The organism is Streptomyces sp. NPDC087215, from assembly GCF_044744885.1.
In the GTDB taxonomy this organism is placed as follows: domain Bacteria; phylum Actinomycetota; class Actinomycetes; order Streptomycetales; family Streptomycetaceae; genus Streptomyces.
In genome coordinates this window covers 239,958-255,673 of record NZ_JBIUZD010000005.1, presented here as the reverse complement: position 1 = coordinate 255,673, position 15,716 = coordinate 239,958, and the positions used below count along the sequence as shown (strand labels likewise).

13 protein-coding genes are annotated in these 15,716 nt (G+C 71.5%); all 13 read left to right on the top strand.

The genetic code is table 11. The features are described 5' to 3' along the window. Positions 1–3: 3 nt before the first annotated feature. The 13 genes from lysA to ACIO92_RS16440 all read left to right on the top strand — a co-directional run bounded on the left by lysA (position 4) and on the right by ACIO92_RS16440 (position 15,602). Positions 4–1,395 (top strand): diaminopimelate decarboxylase, encoded by a 1,392-nt coding sequence (gene lysA / locus ACIO92_RS16500; RefSeq protein ID WP_366442332.1) that lies wholly within the window; start codon positions 4–6, stop codon positions 1,393–1,395. Positions 1,396–1,541: 146 nt separating this feature from the next. Then, positions 1,542–2,840: a homoserine dehydrogenase gene (locus ACIO92_RS16495; protein ID WP_366442346.1), complete on the top strand. Its 1,299-nt coding sequence runs from the start codon at positions 1,542–1,544 to the stop codon at positions 2,838–2,840. 6 nt (positions 2,841–2,846) lie between these two features. After that, the gene (gene thrC / locus ACIO92_RS16490; protein ID WP_366442331.1) at positions 2,847–3,917 is read left to right on the top strand and encodes a threonine synthase; all 1,071 of its coding nucleotides are present in this window, start codon (positions 2,847–2,849) and stop codon (positions 3,915–3,917) included. Positions 3,918–4,203: 286 nt separating this feature from the next. Further along, positions 4,204–5,121 carry a homoserine kinase gene (gene thrB, locus ACIO92_RS16485; protein WP_366442330.1) on the top strand — a complete coding sequence of 306 codons (918 nt, stop codon included), beginning with the start codon at positions 4,204–4,206 and terminating at the stop codon, positions 5,119–5,121. Between the two features lie 422 nt (positions 5,122–5,543). Beyond that, positions 5,544–7,637 carry a transcription termination factor Rho gene (gene rho / locus ACIO92_RS16480; protein ID WP_401236969.1) on the top strand — a complete coding sequence of 698 codons (2,094 nt, stop codon included), beginning with the start codon at positions 5,544–5,546 and terminating at the stop codon, positions 7,635–7,637. Between the two features lie 205 nt (positions 7,638–7,842). Beyond that, positions 7,843–8,940, top strand: coding sequence for an LCP family protein (locus tag ACIO92_RS16475; RefSeq protein WP_401236971.1), 1,098 nt, complete (start codon positions 7,843–7,845; stop codon positions 8,938–8,940). A gap of 229 nt (positions 8,941–9,169) precedes the next feature. Then, complete coding sequence (gene rpmE, locus ACIO92_RS16470; protein ID WP_125661789.1) at positions 9,170–9,394, top strand: 50S ribosomal protein L31; 225 nt, start codon at positions 9,170–9,172, stop codon at positions 9,392–9,394. A gap of 97 nt (positions 9,395–9,491) precedes the next feature. Then, on the top strand, positions 9,492–10,568 hold the full coding sequence (gene prfA / locus ACIO92_RS16465) for a peptide chain release factor 1 (RefSeq protein WP_351781970.1): 1,077 nt from the start codon (positions 9,492–9,494) through the stop codon (positions 10,566–10,568). A gap of 48 nt (positions 10,569–10,616) precedes the next feature. Continuing rightward, the gene (prmC, locus tag ACIO92_RS16460; protein WP_266896675.1) at positions 10,617–11,462 is read left to right on the top strand and encodes a peptide chain release factor N(5)-glutamine methyltransferase; all 846 of its coding nucleotides are present in this window, start codon (positions 10,617–10,619) and stop codon (positions 11,460–11,462) included. 40 nt (positions 11,463–11,502) lie between these two features. Beyond that, on the top strand, positions 11,503–12,150 hold the full coding sequence (locus ACIO92_RS16455) for an L-threonylcarbamoyladenylate synthase (RefSeq protein WP_366442327.1): 648 nt from the start codon (positions 11,503–11,505) through the stop codon (positions 12,148–12,150). After that, a complete protein-coding gene (locus ACIO92_RS16450) occupies positions 12,147–12,794 on the top strand; it encodes a protein-tyrosine-phosphatase (protein ID WP_401236975.1) in 648 nt (215 codons plus the stop codon). Before ACIO92_RS16455 ends, ACIO92_RS16450 begins: the two co-directional genes overlap by 4 nt. A gap of 126 nt (positions 12,795–12,920) precedes the next feature. Then, complete coding sequence (glyA, locus tag ACIO92_RS16445) at positions 12,921–14,168, top strand: serine hydroxymethyltransferase (RefSeq protein ID WP_401236977.1); 1,248 nt, start codon at positions 12,921–12,923, stop codon at positions 14,166–14,168. Positions 14,169–14,285: 117 nt separating this feature from the next. Beyond that, positions 14,286–15,602 carry an MraY family glycosyltransferase gene (locus tag ACIO92_RS16440; protein ID WP_402281707.1) on the top strand — a complete coding sequence of 439 codons (1,317 nt, stop codon included), beginning with the start codon at positions 14,286–14,288 and terminating at the stop codon, positions 15,600–15,602. The last annotated feature ends 114 nt before the right edge of the window (positions 15,603–15,716 follow it).

Sequence of the window (15,716 nt, the reverse complement as noted above, 5' to 3'; positions counted from 1 at the left end):
GCCATGAGCCGTTCCGCCCACCCCGCGGGCCCCCGTCACGCCGATGTCCTCCCCGAGGGCCACTACACGGCGCCGCCCGCCGACCTCAACGCCCTCGACCCCAAGGTGTGGTCCCGGACGGTCGACCGGGACGAGCGGGGCATCGCCACCGTCGGCGGTCTGCGGGTGACCGACCTCGCCGAGGAGTTCGGGACCCCCGCCTACTTCCTCGACGAGACCGACTTCAGGGCCCGCTGCCGCGCCTGGTCCGAGGCCTTCGGCCGGGACGCCGACGTGTACTACGCGGGGAAGGCGTTCCTCTCCCGGGCCGTCGTCCGCTGGCTGCACGAGGAGGGCCTCAACCTCGACGTCTGCTCCGGCGGCGAACTGGCCACCGCGCTCTCCGCCGGAATGCCCGCCGAGCGCATCGCCTTCCACGGCAACAACAAGAGCGAGGACGAGATCCGCACGGCCGTCGGGGCCGGGGTGGGGCGCATCGTCCTCGACTCCTTCCAGGAGATCGTGCGCGTCGCCCACATCGCGCAGTCCCTCGGCAGGCGCCAGCCGGTGCAGATCCGGGTGACCGTCGGCGTCGAGGCGCACACGCACGAGTTCATCGCGACCGCGCACGAGGACCAGAAGTTCGGCATCGCGCTCGCCGGGGGACGGGCCGCCGAGGCGGTCCGCCGGACACTGAAGCTCGACTGGCTCGAACTGACCGGCATCCACTCCCACATCGGCTCGCAGATCTTCGACATGGCGGGCTTCGAGGTCTCCGCGCGCCGCGTCGTCGGCCTGCTCGCCGAGATCCGCGACGAGCACGGGGTGGAACTGCCCGAGATCGACCTGGGCGGCGGCCTCGGCATCGCGTACACCTCCGAGGACGACCCGCGCGAGCCGCACGAGATCGCCAAGGCGCTCGGCGAGATCGTGACGCGCGAGTGCGAGGCCGCCGGGCTCCGCACCCCCCGGATCTCCGTCGAGCCCGGCCGCGCGATCGTCGGCCCGACGGCCTTCACGCTCTACCGGGTCGGCACGATCAAGCCGCTCGAAGGGCTGCGGACGTACGTGAGCGTCGACGGCGGCATGTCGGACAACATCCGCACCGCCCTCTACGACGCCGAGTACAGCGTCGCCCTGGTCTCGCGGACCAGCGACGCCGCGCCGATGCTCTCGCGGGTCGTCGGCAAGCACTGCGAGAGCGGTGACATCGTCGTACGGGACGCGTTCCTCCCCGCCGACCTGGCCCCCGGCGACCTGCTCGCGGTGCCCGCCACCGGCGCGTACTGCCGCTCCATGGCCAGCAACTACAACCACGCGCTCCGGCCCCCCGTGGTCGCCGTCCGGGACGGCGGGGCACGGGTCGTCGTGCGGCGCGAGACGGAGGAAGATCTCCTGCGTCTCGACGTCGGATGATGAAATAGTCGAGTGATGAAATAGATGTCTCAGGATCCGGACGAGGGGCGGAAACCCCCGTCCGGTGAGTGAGACTGGTTCCACCGTAGAGAGCCGTGGCGACACGGCCGCAGGGATACGAAGCAGGACGGGAAAGAGGTCGGATGATGCGTACGCGTCCGCTGAAGGTGGCGCTGCTGGGCTGTGGAGTGGTCGGCTCAGAGGTGGCGCGCATCATGACGACGCACGCCGACGACCTCGCCGCGCGCATCGGCGCGCCGGTCGAGCTCGCCGGCGTGGCGGTCCGCCGCCCCGACAAGGTCCGCGGCGGGGTCCCCGCCGAGCTGATCACCACGGACGCGACCGCCCTGGTGAAACGCGGCGACATCGACGTCGTCATCGAGGTCATCGGCGGGATCGAACCGGCCCGCACCCTCATCACCACCGCCTTCGAGCACGGCTCCTCCGTCGTCTCCGCGAACAAGGCGCTGCTCGCCCAGGACGGCGCGACGCTGTACGCCGCCGCCGAGAAGAACGGCCAGGACCTCTACTACGAGGCCGCCGTCGCGGGCGCCATCCCGCTGATCCGCCCGCTGCGCGAGTCCCTCGCCGGGGACAAGATCAACCGGGTGATGGGCATCGTCAACGGCACGACGAACTTCATCCTCGACAAGATGGACACCTCCGGCGCCGGCTACTCCGAGGCGCTCGACGAGGCCACCGCCCTCGGATACGCCGAGGCCGACCCGACCGCCGACGTCGAGGGCTTCGACGCCGCCGCCAAGGCCGCCATCCTCGCCGGGATCGCCTTCCACACGCGGGTGCGCCTCGACGACGTCTACCGCGAGGGCATGACCGAGGTCACCGCCGCCGACTTCGCCTCCGCCCGGCGGATGGGCTGCACCATCAAGCTGCTCGCCATCTGCGAGCGGGCCGCCGACGGCGGCTCCGTCACCGCGCGCGTGCACCCCGCGATGATCCCGCTCAGCCACCCGCTCGCCTCCGTCCGCGAGGCGTACAACGCGGTCTTCGTCGAGGCGGAGGCCGCCGGGCAGCTCATGTTCTACGGCCCCGGCGCCGGTGGCGCCCCGACGGCCTCGGCCGTCCTCGGCGACCTCGTCGCCGTGTGCCGCAACAAGCTCAACGAGGCCAACGGCCCCGGCGAGTCCGCGTACACCCAGCTGCCCGTGAGCTCCATGGGCGAGGTCGTGACGCGGTACCACATCAGCCTCGACGTGGCCGACAAGCCGGGCGTCCTCGCCCAGGTCGCGACGGTCTTCGCCGAGCACGGCGTATCCATCGACACGGTGCGCCAGCAGGGACGTCAGGACGGAGGCGGCGGGGCATCGCTCGTCGTCGTCACCCACCGCGCGCCCGACGCCGCCCTCTCGGGGACGGTCGAGGCGCTGCGCAAGCTGGACACCGTGCGCGGTGTCGCCAGCATCATGCGTGTTGAAGGGGAGTAAGGACCCATGACCCACAAGGGCACCCATCAGTGGCGCGGCATCATCGAGGAGTACCGGGACCGCCTTCCGGTCACGGACACGACGCCGGTCGTCACGCTCCGTGAGGGCGGTACGCCGCTCGTACCCGCTCAGGTCCTCTCCGAGCGCACGGGCTGCGAGGTGCACCTCAAGGTCGAGGGCGCCAACCCCACCGGCTCCTTCAAGGACCGGGGCATGACCATGGCCATCACCCGGGCCAAGGAGGAGGGCGCGCAGGCCGTCATCTGCGCCTCCACCGGCAACACCTCCGCGTCCGCCGCGGCCTACGCGGTGCGCGCCGGGATGGTCTCGGCCGTCCTGGTGCCGCAGGGCAAGATCGCGCTCGGCAAGATGGGCCAGGCCCTCGTGCACGGCGCGAAGATCCTCCAGGTGGACGGCAACTTCGACGACTGCCTGACGCTGGCCAGGACCCTCTCCGAGAACTACCCGGTGGCGCTGGTCAATTCGGTCAACCCGGTCCGCATCGAGGGCCAGAAGACCGCCGCCTTCGAGATCGTGGACATGCTCGGCGACGCGCCCGACATCCACGTCCTGCCGGTGGGCAACGCCGGAAACATCACGGCGTACTGGAAGGGGTACCGCGAGTACGCCGAGGACGGTCTCGCGACGCGCCGTCCCCGCATGTGGGGCTTCCAGGCCTCCGGCTCCGCCCCGCTGGTGCGCGGCGAGATCGTCAAGGACCCGTCGACGATCGCCACCGCGATCCGCATCGGCAACCCGGCCTCGTGGGACTACGCGATCGCCGCGCGCGACGAGTCGGGCGGCTTCATCGACGAGGTGACGGACCGTGAGATCCTGCGCGCCTACCGCCTGTTGGCCGCGCAGGAGGGTGTGTTCGTCGAGCCCGCCTCGGCCGCGTCGGTCGCCGGTCTGCTGAAGGCCGCCGAGCAGGGCAAGGTCGACCCGGGGCAGCGGATCGTCTGCACCGTCACGGGCAATGGCCTGAAGGACCCGGACTGGGCCGTCGCGGGCGCCCCGCAGCCGGTGACCGTGCCGGTGGACGCGGCCGCCGCGGCCGAGCGCCTCGGCCTGGCCTGATCCACCCCCCGCCCAGGGGAAAACCGCTGATCGAAACCCGATCAGGAACGTACATAGGCGCACAGGTTGGCACGCGACACGCATCGTGCGCCTCCTGTGCGCCCTATGTCGCGGCAGAACCTTCCTTGGGTACGCTGTACCGAACCCGCCCCGCCGCATATGCGCGGTGTCGTTGCCGTTGTCGCCTCCGTGGCCGAAACGGCCCCCGGGTTCCCCGAGTACTTCCCGCCGACGTACCCGCTGTTCCAGAACCCCCGTTGCCGCAGTCAAGGAGAGTCATCGACCGATGGCCGGTCCCGCGTTCCGCGCCGCCGCCGTACGGGTGCGCGTCCCCGCCACCAGTGCCAATCTCGGTCCGGGCTTCGACGCCTTCGGCCTGTCGCTGGGCCTCTACGACGATGTCGTCGTCCGTGTCGCCGACTCCGGGCTGCACGTCGACATCGCCGGTGAGGGCGCCGGGACGCTCCCGCGCGACGAGAGCCACCTGCTCGTACGCTCCCTGCGCACGGCCTTCGACCTGCTCGGCGGACAGCCGCGCGGCCTGGAGGTCGTCTGCGCCAACCGCATCCCGCACGGCCGGGGCCTCGGCTCCTCCTCCGCCGCCATCTGCGCGGGCATCATCGCCGCCCGCGCGGTGACCATAGGCGGGGACGCCCGTCTCGACGAGACGGCCCTGCTGGAACTGGCCACCGAGATCGAGGGTCACCCCGACAACGTCGCCGCCTGCCTGCTCGGCGGCTTCACCCTCGCCTGGACCGAGTCCGGCGCCGCGCGGGCGATCAGGATGGATCCCTCGGGTTCCATCGTTCCGGTGGTCTTCGTCCCCGGGAAGCCGGTGCTGACCGAGACCGCCCGAGGACTCCTGCCGCGCACCGTCCCGCACGTCGACGCCGCCGCCAACGCCGGACGCGCCGCCCTCCTCGTCGAGGCCCTGACCCGCCGCCCCGAGCTGCTGCTCACGGCCACCGAGGACCGGCTGCACCAGGAGTACCGGGCCCCGGCGATGCCGGAGAGCATCGCCCTGGTGAACCGGCTGCGCGCGGACGGAGTCCCCGCGGTCATCTCCGGCGCGGGCCCCACGGTCCTCGCGCTGGCCGAGCACGGGACGGCCGACAAGGTCGCCCGACTGGCGGGCGACGGCTGGGCCGCGAACCGGCTCGACCTCGACGCCTCCGGGGCGAGCGTCCTGCCGCTGGCGCCCTGAGAACGCGCGACGGCCGGACGCCGGGCGGCGTCCGGCCCGGAGATTGCCGGTGAGGGAGAGGGGGAATGTTTGTTGGAGCCGGTAGTGTTAACCTCATGTCTGCACCCGACCTCCTTGTGGAGCGGTGCGGAGTGTCCCTATCAGGGACCACCATTCTTCCGGGAGCCTCCCCAACTGCCTGAGCAGCCTGCCTGAGCAGTTTCGAGCACGCTCCGGAACCGGCACGACACCCCTCGCTCTTCTTTCGCGTGAGGGCCGAGCAGGGGGCGCTCGGGCCGGACCCACAGCACGTTTTCTCTCTTCCGCCGTACCCGGCGGGACCATCGCCCCGGACACGGTCCACCGAAACACGGGACCGCTCCGGACAGCACAACCGGTCGCCGAGCCAGAAGGCCGACGTCCGCTCCAGGGAAGGACCCTTCGTGAGCGACACCACCGATCTGATGGGCGTGACTGCCGACAGCACTGTCGACACCACCGCGCCCGCCGCAGGTGCTGCCACCAGCACCGCACGGCGCCGCCGCTCCGGCACCGGCCTCGACGGCATGGTCCTGGCCGAGCTGCAGCAGGTCGCGTCCGGCCTCGGGATCAGGGGCACCGCGCGGATGCGCAAGAGCCAGCTGATCGAGGTCATCAAGGAGGCCCAGGCGGGCGGCGGCTCCGCCGCTCCGGCCAAGGCAGCCGACACGGCCGAGACCAAGCCGAAGCGCCGCGCCGCCGCCAAGACCCGTACGGCCGACACGGCGGCCGAGACCGCCGCCCCGCAGCCGGAGAAGGCCGAGAAGGCCGTCGCCCAGCAGCAGATCGACATCCCGGGGCAGCCCGCCGGCACCTCCCGGGACTCCTCGGCCGACGAGCAGCCCACGGGCGAGCGCCGTCGCCGCCGCGCCACCGCCCCCGCCGGTTCGCCGGAGGGCGAGAAGGCCGAGGCGGCGCAGGCAGTGAAGACCGAGACCCGTACCGAGGCCAAGGCCGAGGCGGGCACCGACACCAAGGCCGAGGCCGCCGTGGACGGCGCCGAGGGCCGCGGCCGCCGGGACCGTGGCGAGCGGGGTGAGCGCGGCGAGCGCCGTGACCGCCGTGACCGTCAGCGCGACCGCGCCAAGGGCGACGAGCAGCAGGGTGCCGGTCAGGGCGGCCAGCGCCAGCGCCAGGGCGGCGGCCAGAGCCAGAGCCAGGGCGGCGGCCAGGGCCAGCAGGTCCAGAGCCAGGGCCAGGGCCAGGGTGGCGGCCAGGGCCAGCAGGGCGGCCAGCAGGCCCCGCAGGACGACTACGACGACGAGGGCGGCCGTCGTGGCCGCCGGGGCCGTTACCGCGACCGCCGTGGCCGTCGTGGGCGTGACGACTTCCAGGCCGGTGAGCCGCAGGTCGCCGACGACGACGTCCTGATCCCCGTCGCGGGCATCCTGGACATCCTCGACAACTACGCGTTCATCCGGACCTCGGGCTACCTGCCCGGCCCGAACGACGTGTACGTCTCCCTCGCCCAGGTCCGCAAGAACGGCCTGCGCAAGGGCGACCACGTCACCGGTGCCGTGCGCCAGCCGAAGGACGGCGAGCGCCGCGAGAAGTTCAACGCGCTGGTCCGCCTGGACTCGGCGAACGGCATGGCGGCCGACTCCGGCCGGGGCCGTCCCGAGTTCAACAAGCTGACCCCGCTCTACCCGCAGGACCGGCTCCGTCTGGAGACCGACCCGGGCGTGCTGACCACGCGGATCATCGACCTCGTGTCGCCGATCGGCAAGGGCCAGCGCGGTCTGATCGTGGCCCCGCCGAAGACCGGCAAGACCATGATCATGCAGGCCATCGCCAACGCGATCACCCAGAACAACCCCGAGTGCCACCTGATGGTCGTCCTGGTCGACGAGCGTCCGGAAGAGGTCACCGACATGCAGCGGTCGGTCAAGGGCGAGGTCATCTCCTCGACCTTCGACCGTCCGGCCGAGGACCACACCACCGTCGCCGAGCTGGCCATCGAGCGCGCCAAGCGCCTCGTGGAGCTGGGTCACGACGTGGTCGTCCTGCTCGACTCCATCACCCGTCTGGGCCGCGCGTACAACCTCGCGGCGCCCGCCTCCGGCCGCATCCTGTCCGGTGGTGTCGACTCGACCGCGCTCTACCCGCCGAAGCGGTTCTTCGGTGCGGCGCGCAACATCGAGGACGGCGGTTCGCTGACGATCCTGGCCACCGCGCTGGTCGACACCGGCTCGCGCATGGACGAGGTGATCTTCGAGGAGTTCAAGGGCACCGGCAACATGGAGCTCAAGCTCGACCGGAAGCTCGCCGACAAGCGCATCTTCCCGGCCGTCGACGTCGACGCCTCGGGCACGCGCAAGGAGGAGATCCTCCTCGGCACCGACGAGCTGGCCGTCACCTGGAAGCTGCGTCGCGTGCTGCACGCGCTCGACCAGCAGCAGGCGATCGAGCTGCTGATCGACAAGCTCAAGCAGACCAAGTCGAACGGCGAGTTCCTGCTCCAGATCCAGAAGACCACGCCGGGCGGCAACAGCGACTGAGGCGAGAGCCGCGTCACACCTCGGAAACCGGGCCCCAGGTCCGTAACCCCGTCGTGACCTGCGTAAACCACCGCTCCCACCGTGTCCGCACGGTGGGAGCGGTGCTGTTTCCGGGTAAAGCTCACCCAAACCTGACAGGTTCCCGTGCAACCCTTTCGGCCGCGTCACCGTCACACGTGGTGAACCGAGGGCCCGAGGGAAGACGATGAGCGAGCAGACCAAGAGCGGCCGAATAGGCGGTGCCGGAGGCGGGCGACGCCGCAAGGCGTCCAGCCGACGGCGCCGCGGGACCACGATCCTGCTGTCGGCGCTCGCCACCGCGCTCGTCCTCGGCGGCGCCGGAGCCGGATACGTCTACCTCAAGCTCGACGGCAACATCAAGGCCGTCGACATCAACGCCAGACTGGGCACCGACCGCCCCCGGAACGTCGACGACGGCTCCCTCGACATCCTCGTCCTCGGCTCCGACTCCCGCTCCGGCGACAACGGCGCCTACGGCAAGGACGAGGGCGGCGCCCGCTCCGACACCGCGATGGTCGTCCACGTCTACGAGGGCCACAAGAAGGCCAGTGTCGTCTCGATCCCCCGCGACACCCTCGTCGACCGGCCCGCCTGCACCGACGACCGCGGCGGCGCCGTCCCCGCCGAGCACCGGGCCATGTTCAACACCGCCTACGAGGTCGGCGGCCCCGCCTGCGCCGTCAAGACCGCCGAGGCCATGTCCGGCATCCGCATGGACCACTACATCGAGGTCGACTTCACCGGCTTCCGCAAGCTCATCGACGAACTCGGCGGCGTGGAGATCACCACCACCCGGCCCATCAAGGACGCCAAGAGCCACCTCGACCTCGCCCCCGGCACGCACACCCTCGACGGCGAGCAGTCCCTCGGCCTGGTCCGCACCCGCAAGAGCGTCGGCGACGGCAGCGACCTCGGCCGCATCCAGCTCCAGCAGGCCTTCATGAAGGCCTTCATCGAACAGGTCAGGAGCGTCGGCGTGCTCACCAGCCCGAAGAAGCTCCTCGACCTCGCCGACACCGCCACCAAGGCCATCACCCCCGACTCCGAACTCAACTCCGTCCAGGAACTCGTGGCCTTCGCCAAGGGCCTCTCCGGCATCGGCGCCGGGAACGTCCACATGGTCACCCTGCCCGTCGAGTACGACCCCCGGGACCCCAACCGCGTCGTCCCGCTCGAAGCCCAGTCCCAGCAGGTCTGGACGGCCCTCAGGAAGGACCTCCCGATCCCCGCCTCGGCCACGAAGGACGCCGCCACCGGACAGGCCGACGGCATCGTGAAGTGACCGGGGCTCCCCGGGGAGTCCCGAAGCCCCCTGAAGCCCCCTGACGTCCCCCGAGGGGCCTCGGACCGGCCCCGGGAGACCCCCCGAGGACCCTTGGGGGAATACCTCCGGCCCGACCCCGGTTTGGGGAGATGCGGCCGGTCCTGGCAGACTGGTACGTCGGCCCCGGTTCACGTCTGCCGCAATCCGCGGCGGCGACCCGGAGCCCTCCCGGAACATAGGAGACACCTTGAAGCGCGAGATCCACCCCGAGTACGTCGAGACCCAGGTCAGCTGCACCTGTGGCGCGTCGTTCACCACCCGGAGCACCCTGACCGACGGCACCATCCGTGCCGAGGTCTGCTCCGAGTGCCACCCGTTCTACACGGGCAAGCAGAAGATCCTCGACACCGGCGGCCGCGTCGCCCGCTTCGAGGCCCGCTTCGGCAAGGCCGCCGGCTCCGCCAGCAAGTAGCGAGCCCCTGCGCCGGTCCTCGGTCGCCCCGCGCGGGTGGCCGGGACCGGCGCTTTGGCGTCCCCGTAGCAACTGACGAAAAAACCAGGAGCCCCCGATGTTCGAGGCGGTCGAGGAACTGGTCGGCGAGCACGCCGGCCTTGAGACGAAGCTCGCGGACCCCTCCGTCCACGCCGATCAGGCGAACGCGCGCAAGCTCAACAAGCGCTACGCCGAGCTGACCCCGATCGTCGCCGCGTACCGGTCCTGGAAGCAGACCGGCGACGACATCGAGACCGCCCGCGAGCTGGCACACGACGACCCCGACTTCGCCGCCGAGGTCAAGCAGCTGGAGAAGGACCGGGAGCAGCTCACCGAGAAGCTGCGTCTGCTCCTCGTCCCGCGCGACCCCAGCGACGACAAGGACGTCATCCTGGAGATCAAGGCCGGAGCGGGCGGCGACGAGTCCGCGCTCTTCGCCGGCGACCTGCTCCGCATGTACCTCCGGTACGCCGAGCGCGTCGGCTGGAAGACCGAGATCATCGACGCCACCGAGTCCGAGCTGGGCGGCTACAAGGACGTCCAGGTCGCCGTGAAGACCAAGGGCGGCAACGGCGCCACCGAGCCCGGCCAGGGCGTCTGGGCGCGCCTCAAGTACGAGGGCGGGGTGCACCGCGTGCAGCGCGTGCCCGCGACCGAGTCCGCGGGCCGCATCCACACCTCCGCCGCGGGCGTGCTCGTCACCCCCGAGGCCGAGGAGGTCGAGGTCGAGGTCCACGCCAACGACCTGCGCATCGACGTCTACCGCTCGTCCGGCCCCGGCGGCCAGTCGGTCAACACCACCGACTCCGCCGTCCGCATCACCCACCTGCCGACCGGCATCGTCGCCTCCTGCCAGAACGAGAAGAGCCAGCTCCAGAACAAGGAGCAGGCCATGCGCATCCTGCGGTCCCGGCTGCTCGCCGCCGCGCAGGAGGAGGCCGAGTCCAAGGCCGCCGACGCCCGCCGCAGCCAGGTCCGCACCGTCGACCGGTCCGAGAAGATCCGTACGTACAACTTCCCCGAGAACCGGATCTCCGACCACCGCGTCGGCTTCAAGGCCTACAACCTGGACCAGGTGCTCGACGGCGAACTGGACCCCATGATCCAGGCCTGCGTCGACGCCGACTCGGCCGCCAAGCTCGCCGCGGCGTGAATCCGGCGCCCGTCCCGTAAGCCCCACCCCGCACCACGGAGGACCAGCGTGAACCTGCTGCTTGCCGAGGTGGCCCAGGCTACCCAGCGGCTGGCCGACGCCGGCGTTCCCTCACCGCGTTTCGACGCCGAGGAGCTCGCCGCGTTCGTGCACGGCGTCAAGCGGGGGGAGCTGCACAACGTCAAGGACGCCGACTTCGACGCCCGCTACTGGGAGACGGTCGCCCGCCGGGAGGCCCGCGAACCGCTCCAGCACATCACCGGACGTGCGTTCTTCCGCTATCTGGAGCTCCAGGTCGGACCCGGCGTCTTCGTGCCCCGGCCGGAGACCGAGTCGGTCGTCGGCTGGGCCATAGACGCGGTGCGCGCCATGGACGTCGTGGAACCCCTCATCGTCGACCTGTGCACCGGCTCCGGGGCCATCGCCCTCGCCATGGCCCAGGAGGTGCCCAGGTCCCGTGTGCACGCCGTCGAACTCTCCGACGACGCGCTCGTGTGGACCCGGAAGAACGCCGAGGGCTCCCGCGTCACCGTCCACCAGGGCAACGCGCTGACCGCCCTCCCGGAGCTGGACGGCCAGGTCGACCTGGTCATCTCCAACCCGCCGTACATCCCCCTCACCGAGTGGGAGTACGTGGCGCCCGAGGCCCGCGACCACGACCCGGAGATGGCCCTCTTCTCCGGCGAGGACGGCCTCGACACCATCCGGGGCATCGAGCGCACCGCCCACCGGCTGCTCCGCCCCGGTGGTCTCGTCGTCATCGAGCACGCCGACACGCAGGGCGGCCAGGTGCCGTGGATCTTCAACGAGGAAGCGGGCTGGGCCGACGCCGCCGACCACCCGGACCTCAACAACCGGCCGCGCTTCGCGACCGCCCGCAAGGCAATGCCATGACCGCGACGACGAACCACGCGAACGAGGAGACCGGGGACTGATGGCACGGCGATACGACTGCAACGAGGCCACCGACCGTGTGACCGGCCTGCGCGAAGCCGCGTCCGCCGTCCGCCGGGGCGAGCTGGTCGTGCTGCCCACCGACACCGTGTACGGGATCGGCGCGGACGCCTTCAGCGGCGAGGCGGTGGCGGACCTGCTCGCCGCCAAGGGCCGTGGCCGCACCATGCCCACGCCCGTCCTCATCGGCTCCCCGAACACGCTCCACGGCCTCGTCACGGACTTCTCGGAGCAGGCCTGGGAGCTGGTCGACGCCTTCTGGCCCGGCGCCCTCACCCTGGTCGCCAAGCACCAGCCGTCCCTCCAGTGGGACCTCGGCGACACCCGGGGCACCGTCGCCATCCGGATGCCCCTGCACCCCGTGGCCATCGAGCTGCTCACCGAGTTCGGCCCGATGGCCGTCTCCTCGGCGAACCTCACGGGACACCCCTCGCCCGAGGACTGCGACGCGGCGCAGGCGATGCTCGGCGACTCCGTCTCCGTCTACCTCGACGGCGGGCCGACGCCCGGGATCGTCCCCTCGTCCATCGTCGACGTCACCGGCCGCGTCCCGGTGCTGCTGCGCGAGGGAGCGCTGTCGCCGGAGGAGCTCCGGAAGGTCGTACCCGACCTCGAGGTGGCCAGTTGACCGCCCCTGAGGGGCGTGGCATAGCGGGGCACGAAGACAGCGACACCTTCCGCATCCTCCACGTCAGCACCGGCAACGTCTGCCGCTCGCCGATCACCGAGCGGCTGACCCGGCACGCCCTGAGCGACCGCCTCGGCGATCCGCTGGGCGGCGGGCTGATCGTGGAGAGCGCGGGCACCTGGGGCCACGAGGGCGCCCCGATGGAGGCCAACGCGGAACTGGTCCTCGCCGACTTCGGCGCGGACTACAGCGGTTTCGTGGGGCGCGAGCTCCTCGACGAGCACGTCATCCGCGCCGATCTCGTCCTGACGGCGACCCGGGACCACCGGGCGCAGGTCATCTCCATGGGCCATTCGGCGGGCCTGCGCACCTTCACGCTGAAGGAGTTCACCCGCCTGGTCCGCGCGATCGACCCGGCCACGCTCCCGGACGTCCGTGACGAGGGCATGGTCGAACGCGCGCGTTCCCTGGTCCGCGCGGCGGCGGCGCTGCGCGGCTGGCTCCTGGCCCCCTCGGTGGACGCGGACGAGGTCACCGACCCGTACGGCGCCCCCATCACCTTCTTCCGCTCGATCGGCGACGAGATCAACCAGGCCCTGGACCCGGTGGTCACGGCCCTGACGGGCGTACGGGCACGGGACTGACGAGCCGTCCGGGTACGGCTCCGACGGGCGTACGGGCACGGCCCTGACAGGCGGGTACGGGCGCCCCTCGGGCCGGCCGGACGCGTTCGTCGGGCGGGGGTGCCCCGGCGTGCCTACATTGGGGACATGCCGGTCACCGCGCCCCCCGACGAGGAACTCGACGTCCTGCGCAGACAGGACCCGGAGATCGCCGACGTGCTGTTCGGCGAGGCGCGGCGGCAGGCCGAGGACCTCCAGCTGATCGCGGCGGAGAACTTCACCTCGCCCGCGGTCCTCGCCGCCCTCGGCTCCCCGCTCGCCAACAAGTACGCCGAGGGCTATCCGGGCGCCCGTCACCACGGCGGCTGCGAGTACGCCGACGCCGCCGAGCGGATCGCCGTGGAGCGGGCCACCGCGCTCTTCGGAGCCGCCCACGCGAACGTCCAGTGCCACTCCGGCTCCGCGGCCGTCCTGGCCGCGTACGCGGCCCTTCTCAGGCCCGGTGACACCGTCCTGGCCATGGGCCTCGAACACGGCGGGCACCTCACCCACGGCTCCCCGGCGAACTTCTCCGGCCGCTGGTTCGACTTCGTCCCCTACGGGACCGACCCCGAGACCGGCCGCGTCGATCTGGAACAGGTCGCCGCGCTCGCCCGCCACCACCGCCCCAAGGCGATCGTGTGCGGCTCGATCTCCTACCCCCGCCACCTCGACCACGCGGTCTTCCGCGAGATCGCCGACGAGGTCGGCGCCTACCTCGTCGTGGACGCGGCCCATCCGATCGGCCTGGTCGCCGGGGGAGCGGCGCCGAACCCGGTGCCGTACGCCGACGTGGTCTGCGCGACCACCCACAAGGTGCTGCGCGGCCCGCGCGGCGGCATGATCCTGTGCGGCGAGGAACTCGCGGGGCGGATCGACCGCGCGGTGTTCCCGTTCACCCAGGGCGGCGCCCAGATGCACACGATCGCGGCGAAGGCGGTGGCCTTCGGCGAGGCGTCCGCCCCGGCGTTCACCGCGTACGCCCATCAGGTGGTCGAGAACGCCCGGGTGCTCGCCGCCGCCCTCGTCGCCGAGGGCTTCGCGCTGACGACCGGCGGCACCGACACCCATCTCGTCACCGCCGATCCCGGCCCCCTCGGTACCGACGGGCGGGCGGCCCGCGCCCGGCTCGCCGCCGCCGGGATCGTCCTCGACACCTGCGCCCTGCCGCACGGCGAGGCGCGCGGCCTCCGGCTGGGCACGGCGGCGGTGACGACGCAGGGGATGGGGGCCCCCGAGATGGCCCGGATCGCCGCGCTGTTCACCGCGGCGCTGCGCGACGACCCGGCGGAGACCGCCCGGGTACGGGCGGAGGTACGGGTACTGACCGGGCGATTTCCCCCGTATGGGCGCTGAGGGACGGCTGCGGAAGTCCGCGTGCAACCGTTCGGGGACCCCGCGTGTCTCCAAGCACATGGAATGCACGGCTAGGGTGTGGGGCTGAGATGGCCAGCGATTCCTGTGGGGCAGCCCGTGCGTGATTACCTGCTGACGCTCTGTGTGACGGCCGCGGTGACGTATCTCCTCACCGGCCCGGTGCGCAAGTTCGCCATCGCGACCGGGGCGATGCCGGAGATCCGCGCCCGCGACGTACACCGAGAACCGACTCCGCGGCTCGGTGGCATCGCCATGTTCTTCGGACTGTGCGCGGGACTGCTCGTCGCCGACCACCTGAAGAACCTGAACAGCGTCTTCGAGCTGTCGAACGAGCCGCGCGCGCTGCTCTCCGGTGCCGCCCTGATCTGGCTGATCGGCGTCCTCGACGACAAGTTCGAGCTGGACGCGCTGATCAAGCTGGGCGCCCAGATGATCTCGGCGGGCGTGATGGTCGCGCAGGGTCTGACGATCCTGTGGCTGCCGATCCCGGGCGTCGGCGTGGTCTCGCTGACGCCGGGACAGGGCACGCTCCTGACCGTGGCCCTGGTCGTCCTGACGATCAACGCGGTCAACTTCGTCGACGGTCTCGACGGCCTCGCCGCGGGCATGGTGTGCATCGCCGCCGCCGCGTTCTTCCTGTACGCGTACCGCCTCTGGTACGGCTACACGATCGAGGCGGCGGCCCCCGCGACGCTGTTCACCGTGATCCTCATGGGCATGTGCCTGGGCTTCCTGCCGCACAACATGCATCCGGCGCGGATCTTCATGGGTGACTCGGGCTCGATGCTGATCGGTCTGATCCTGGCGGCCTCGGCGATCTCGATCACCGGCCAGGTGGACCCGGACGCGCTCAAGATGTTCGAGGGTTCGACCCGGGAGGCGACCCACGCGGCGCTGCCCGTCTTCATCCCGCTGGTGCTGCCGCTGACGATCATCGCGATCCCGATGGCGGACCTGGTCCTGGCGATCGTGCGGCGCACCTGGAAGGGCCAGTCGCCGTTCGCGGCCGACCGGGGGCATCTGCACCACCGGCTCCTGGAGGTCGGGCACTCGCACAGCCGCGCGGTCCTGATCATGTACTTCTGGTCGGCGCTCATCGCCTTCGGGACGCTCGCCTACTCGGTGCACTCGGCGTCCATGTGGATCGTCCTGTCCGTGGTCGTGCTCAGCGCGATCGGCCTCGTCCTGCTCCTGCTGCCGCGCTTCACGCCGAGGGCGCCCCGCTGGGCGGAGTCCGTGGTGCCGCCGCGCTACCGCCGCCGCAAGCCGGTCCCGGCCGCCCGGGAGGCCGTTCCGGAGCCCGTGGTGGTCGAGGAGGAGTGCGTTCCGGTACCGGCGGGGCTCCACGGCTCGACGGCCATCGGCAACCGCGCGCGCTTCACCGATAGGCGGAAGGCCGGAACGCCGAGTTGACGAAGGCCGCGTACGCGGTCATTAGCAGACGAAGCGTCACGCTGTCGCGCACACACGCGCGCGCTCACTCTCATGTGTGACTGTTGGCACACCTTATGGGTAAAGACCTATTCA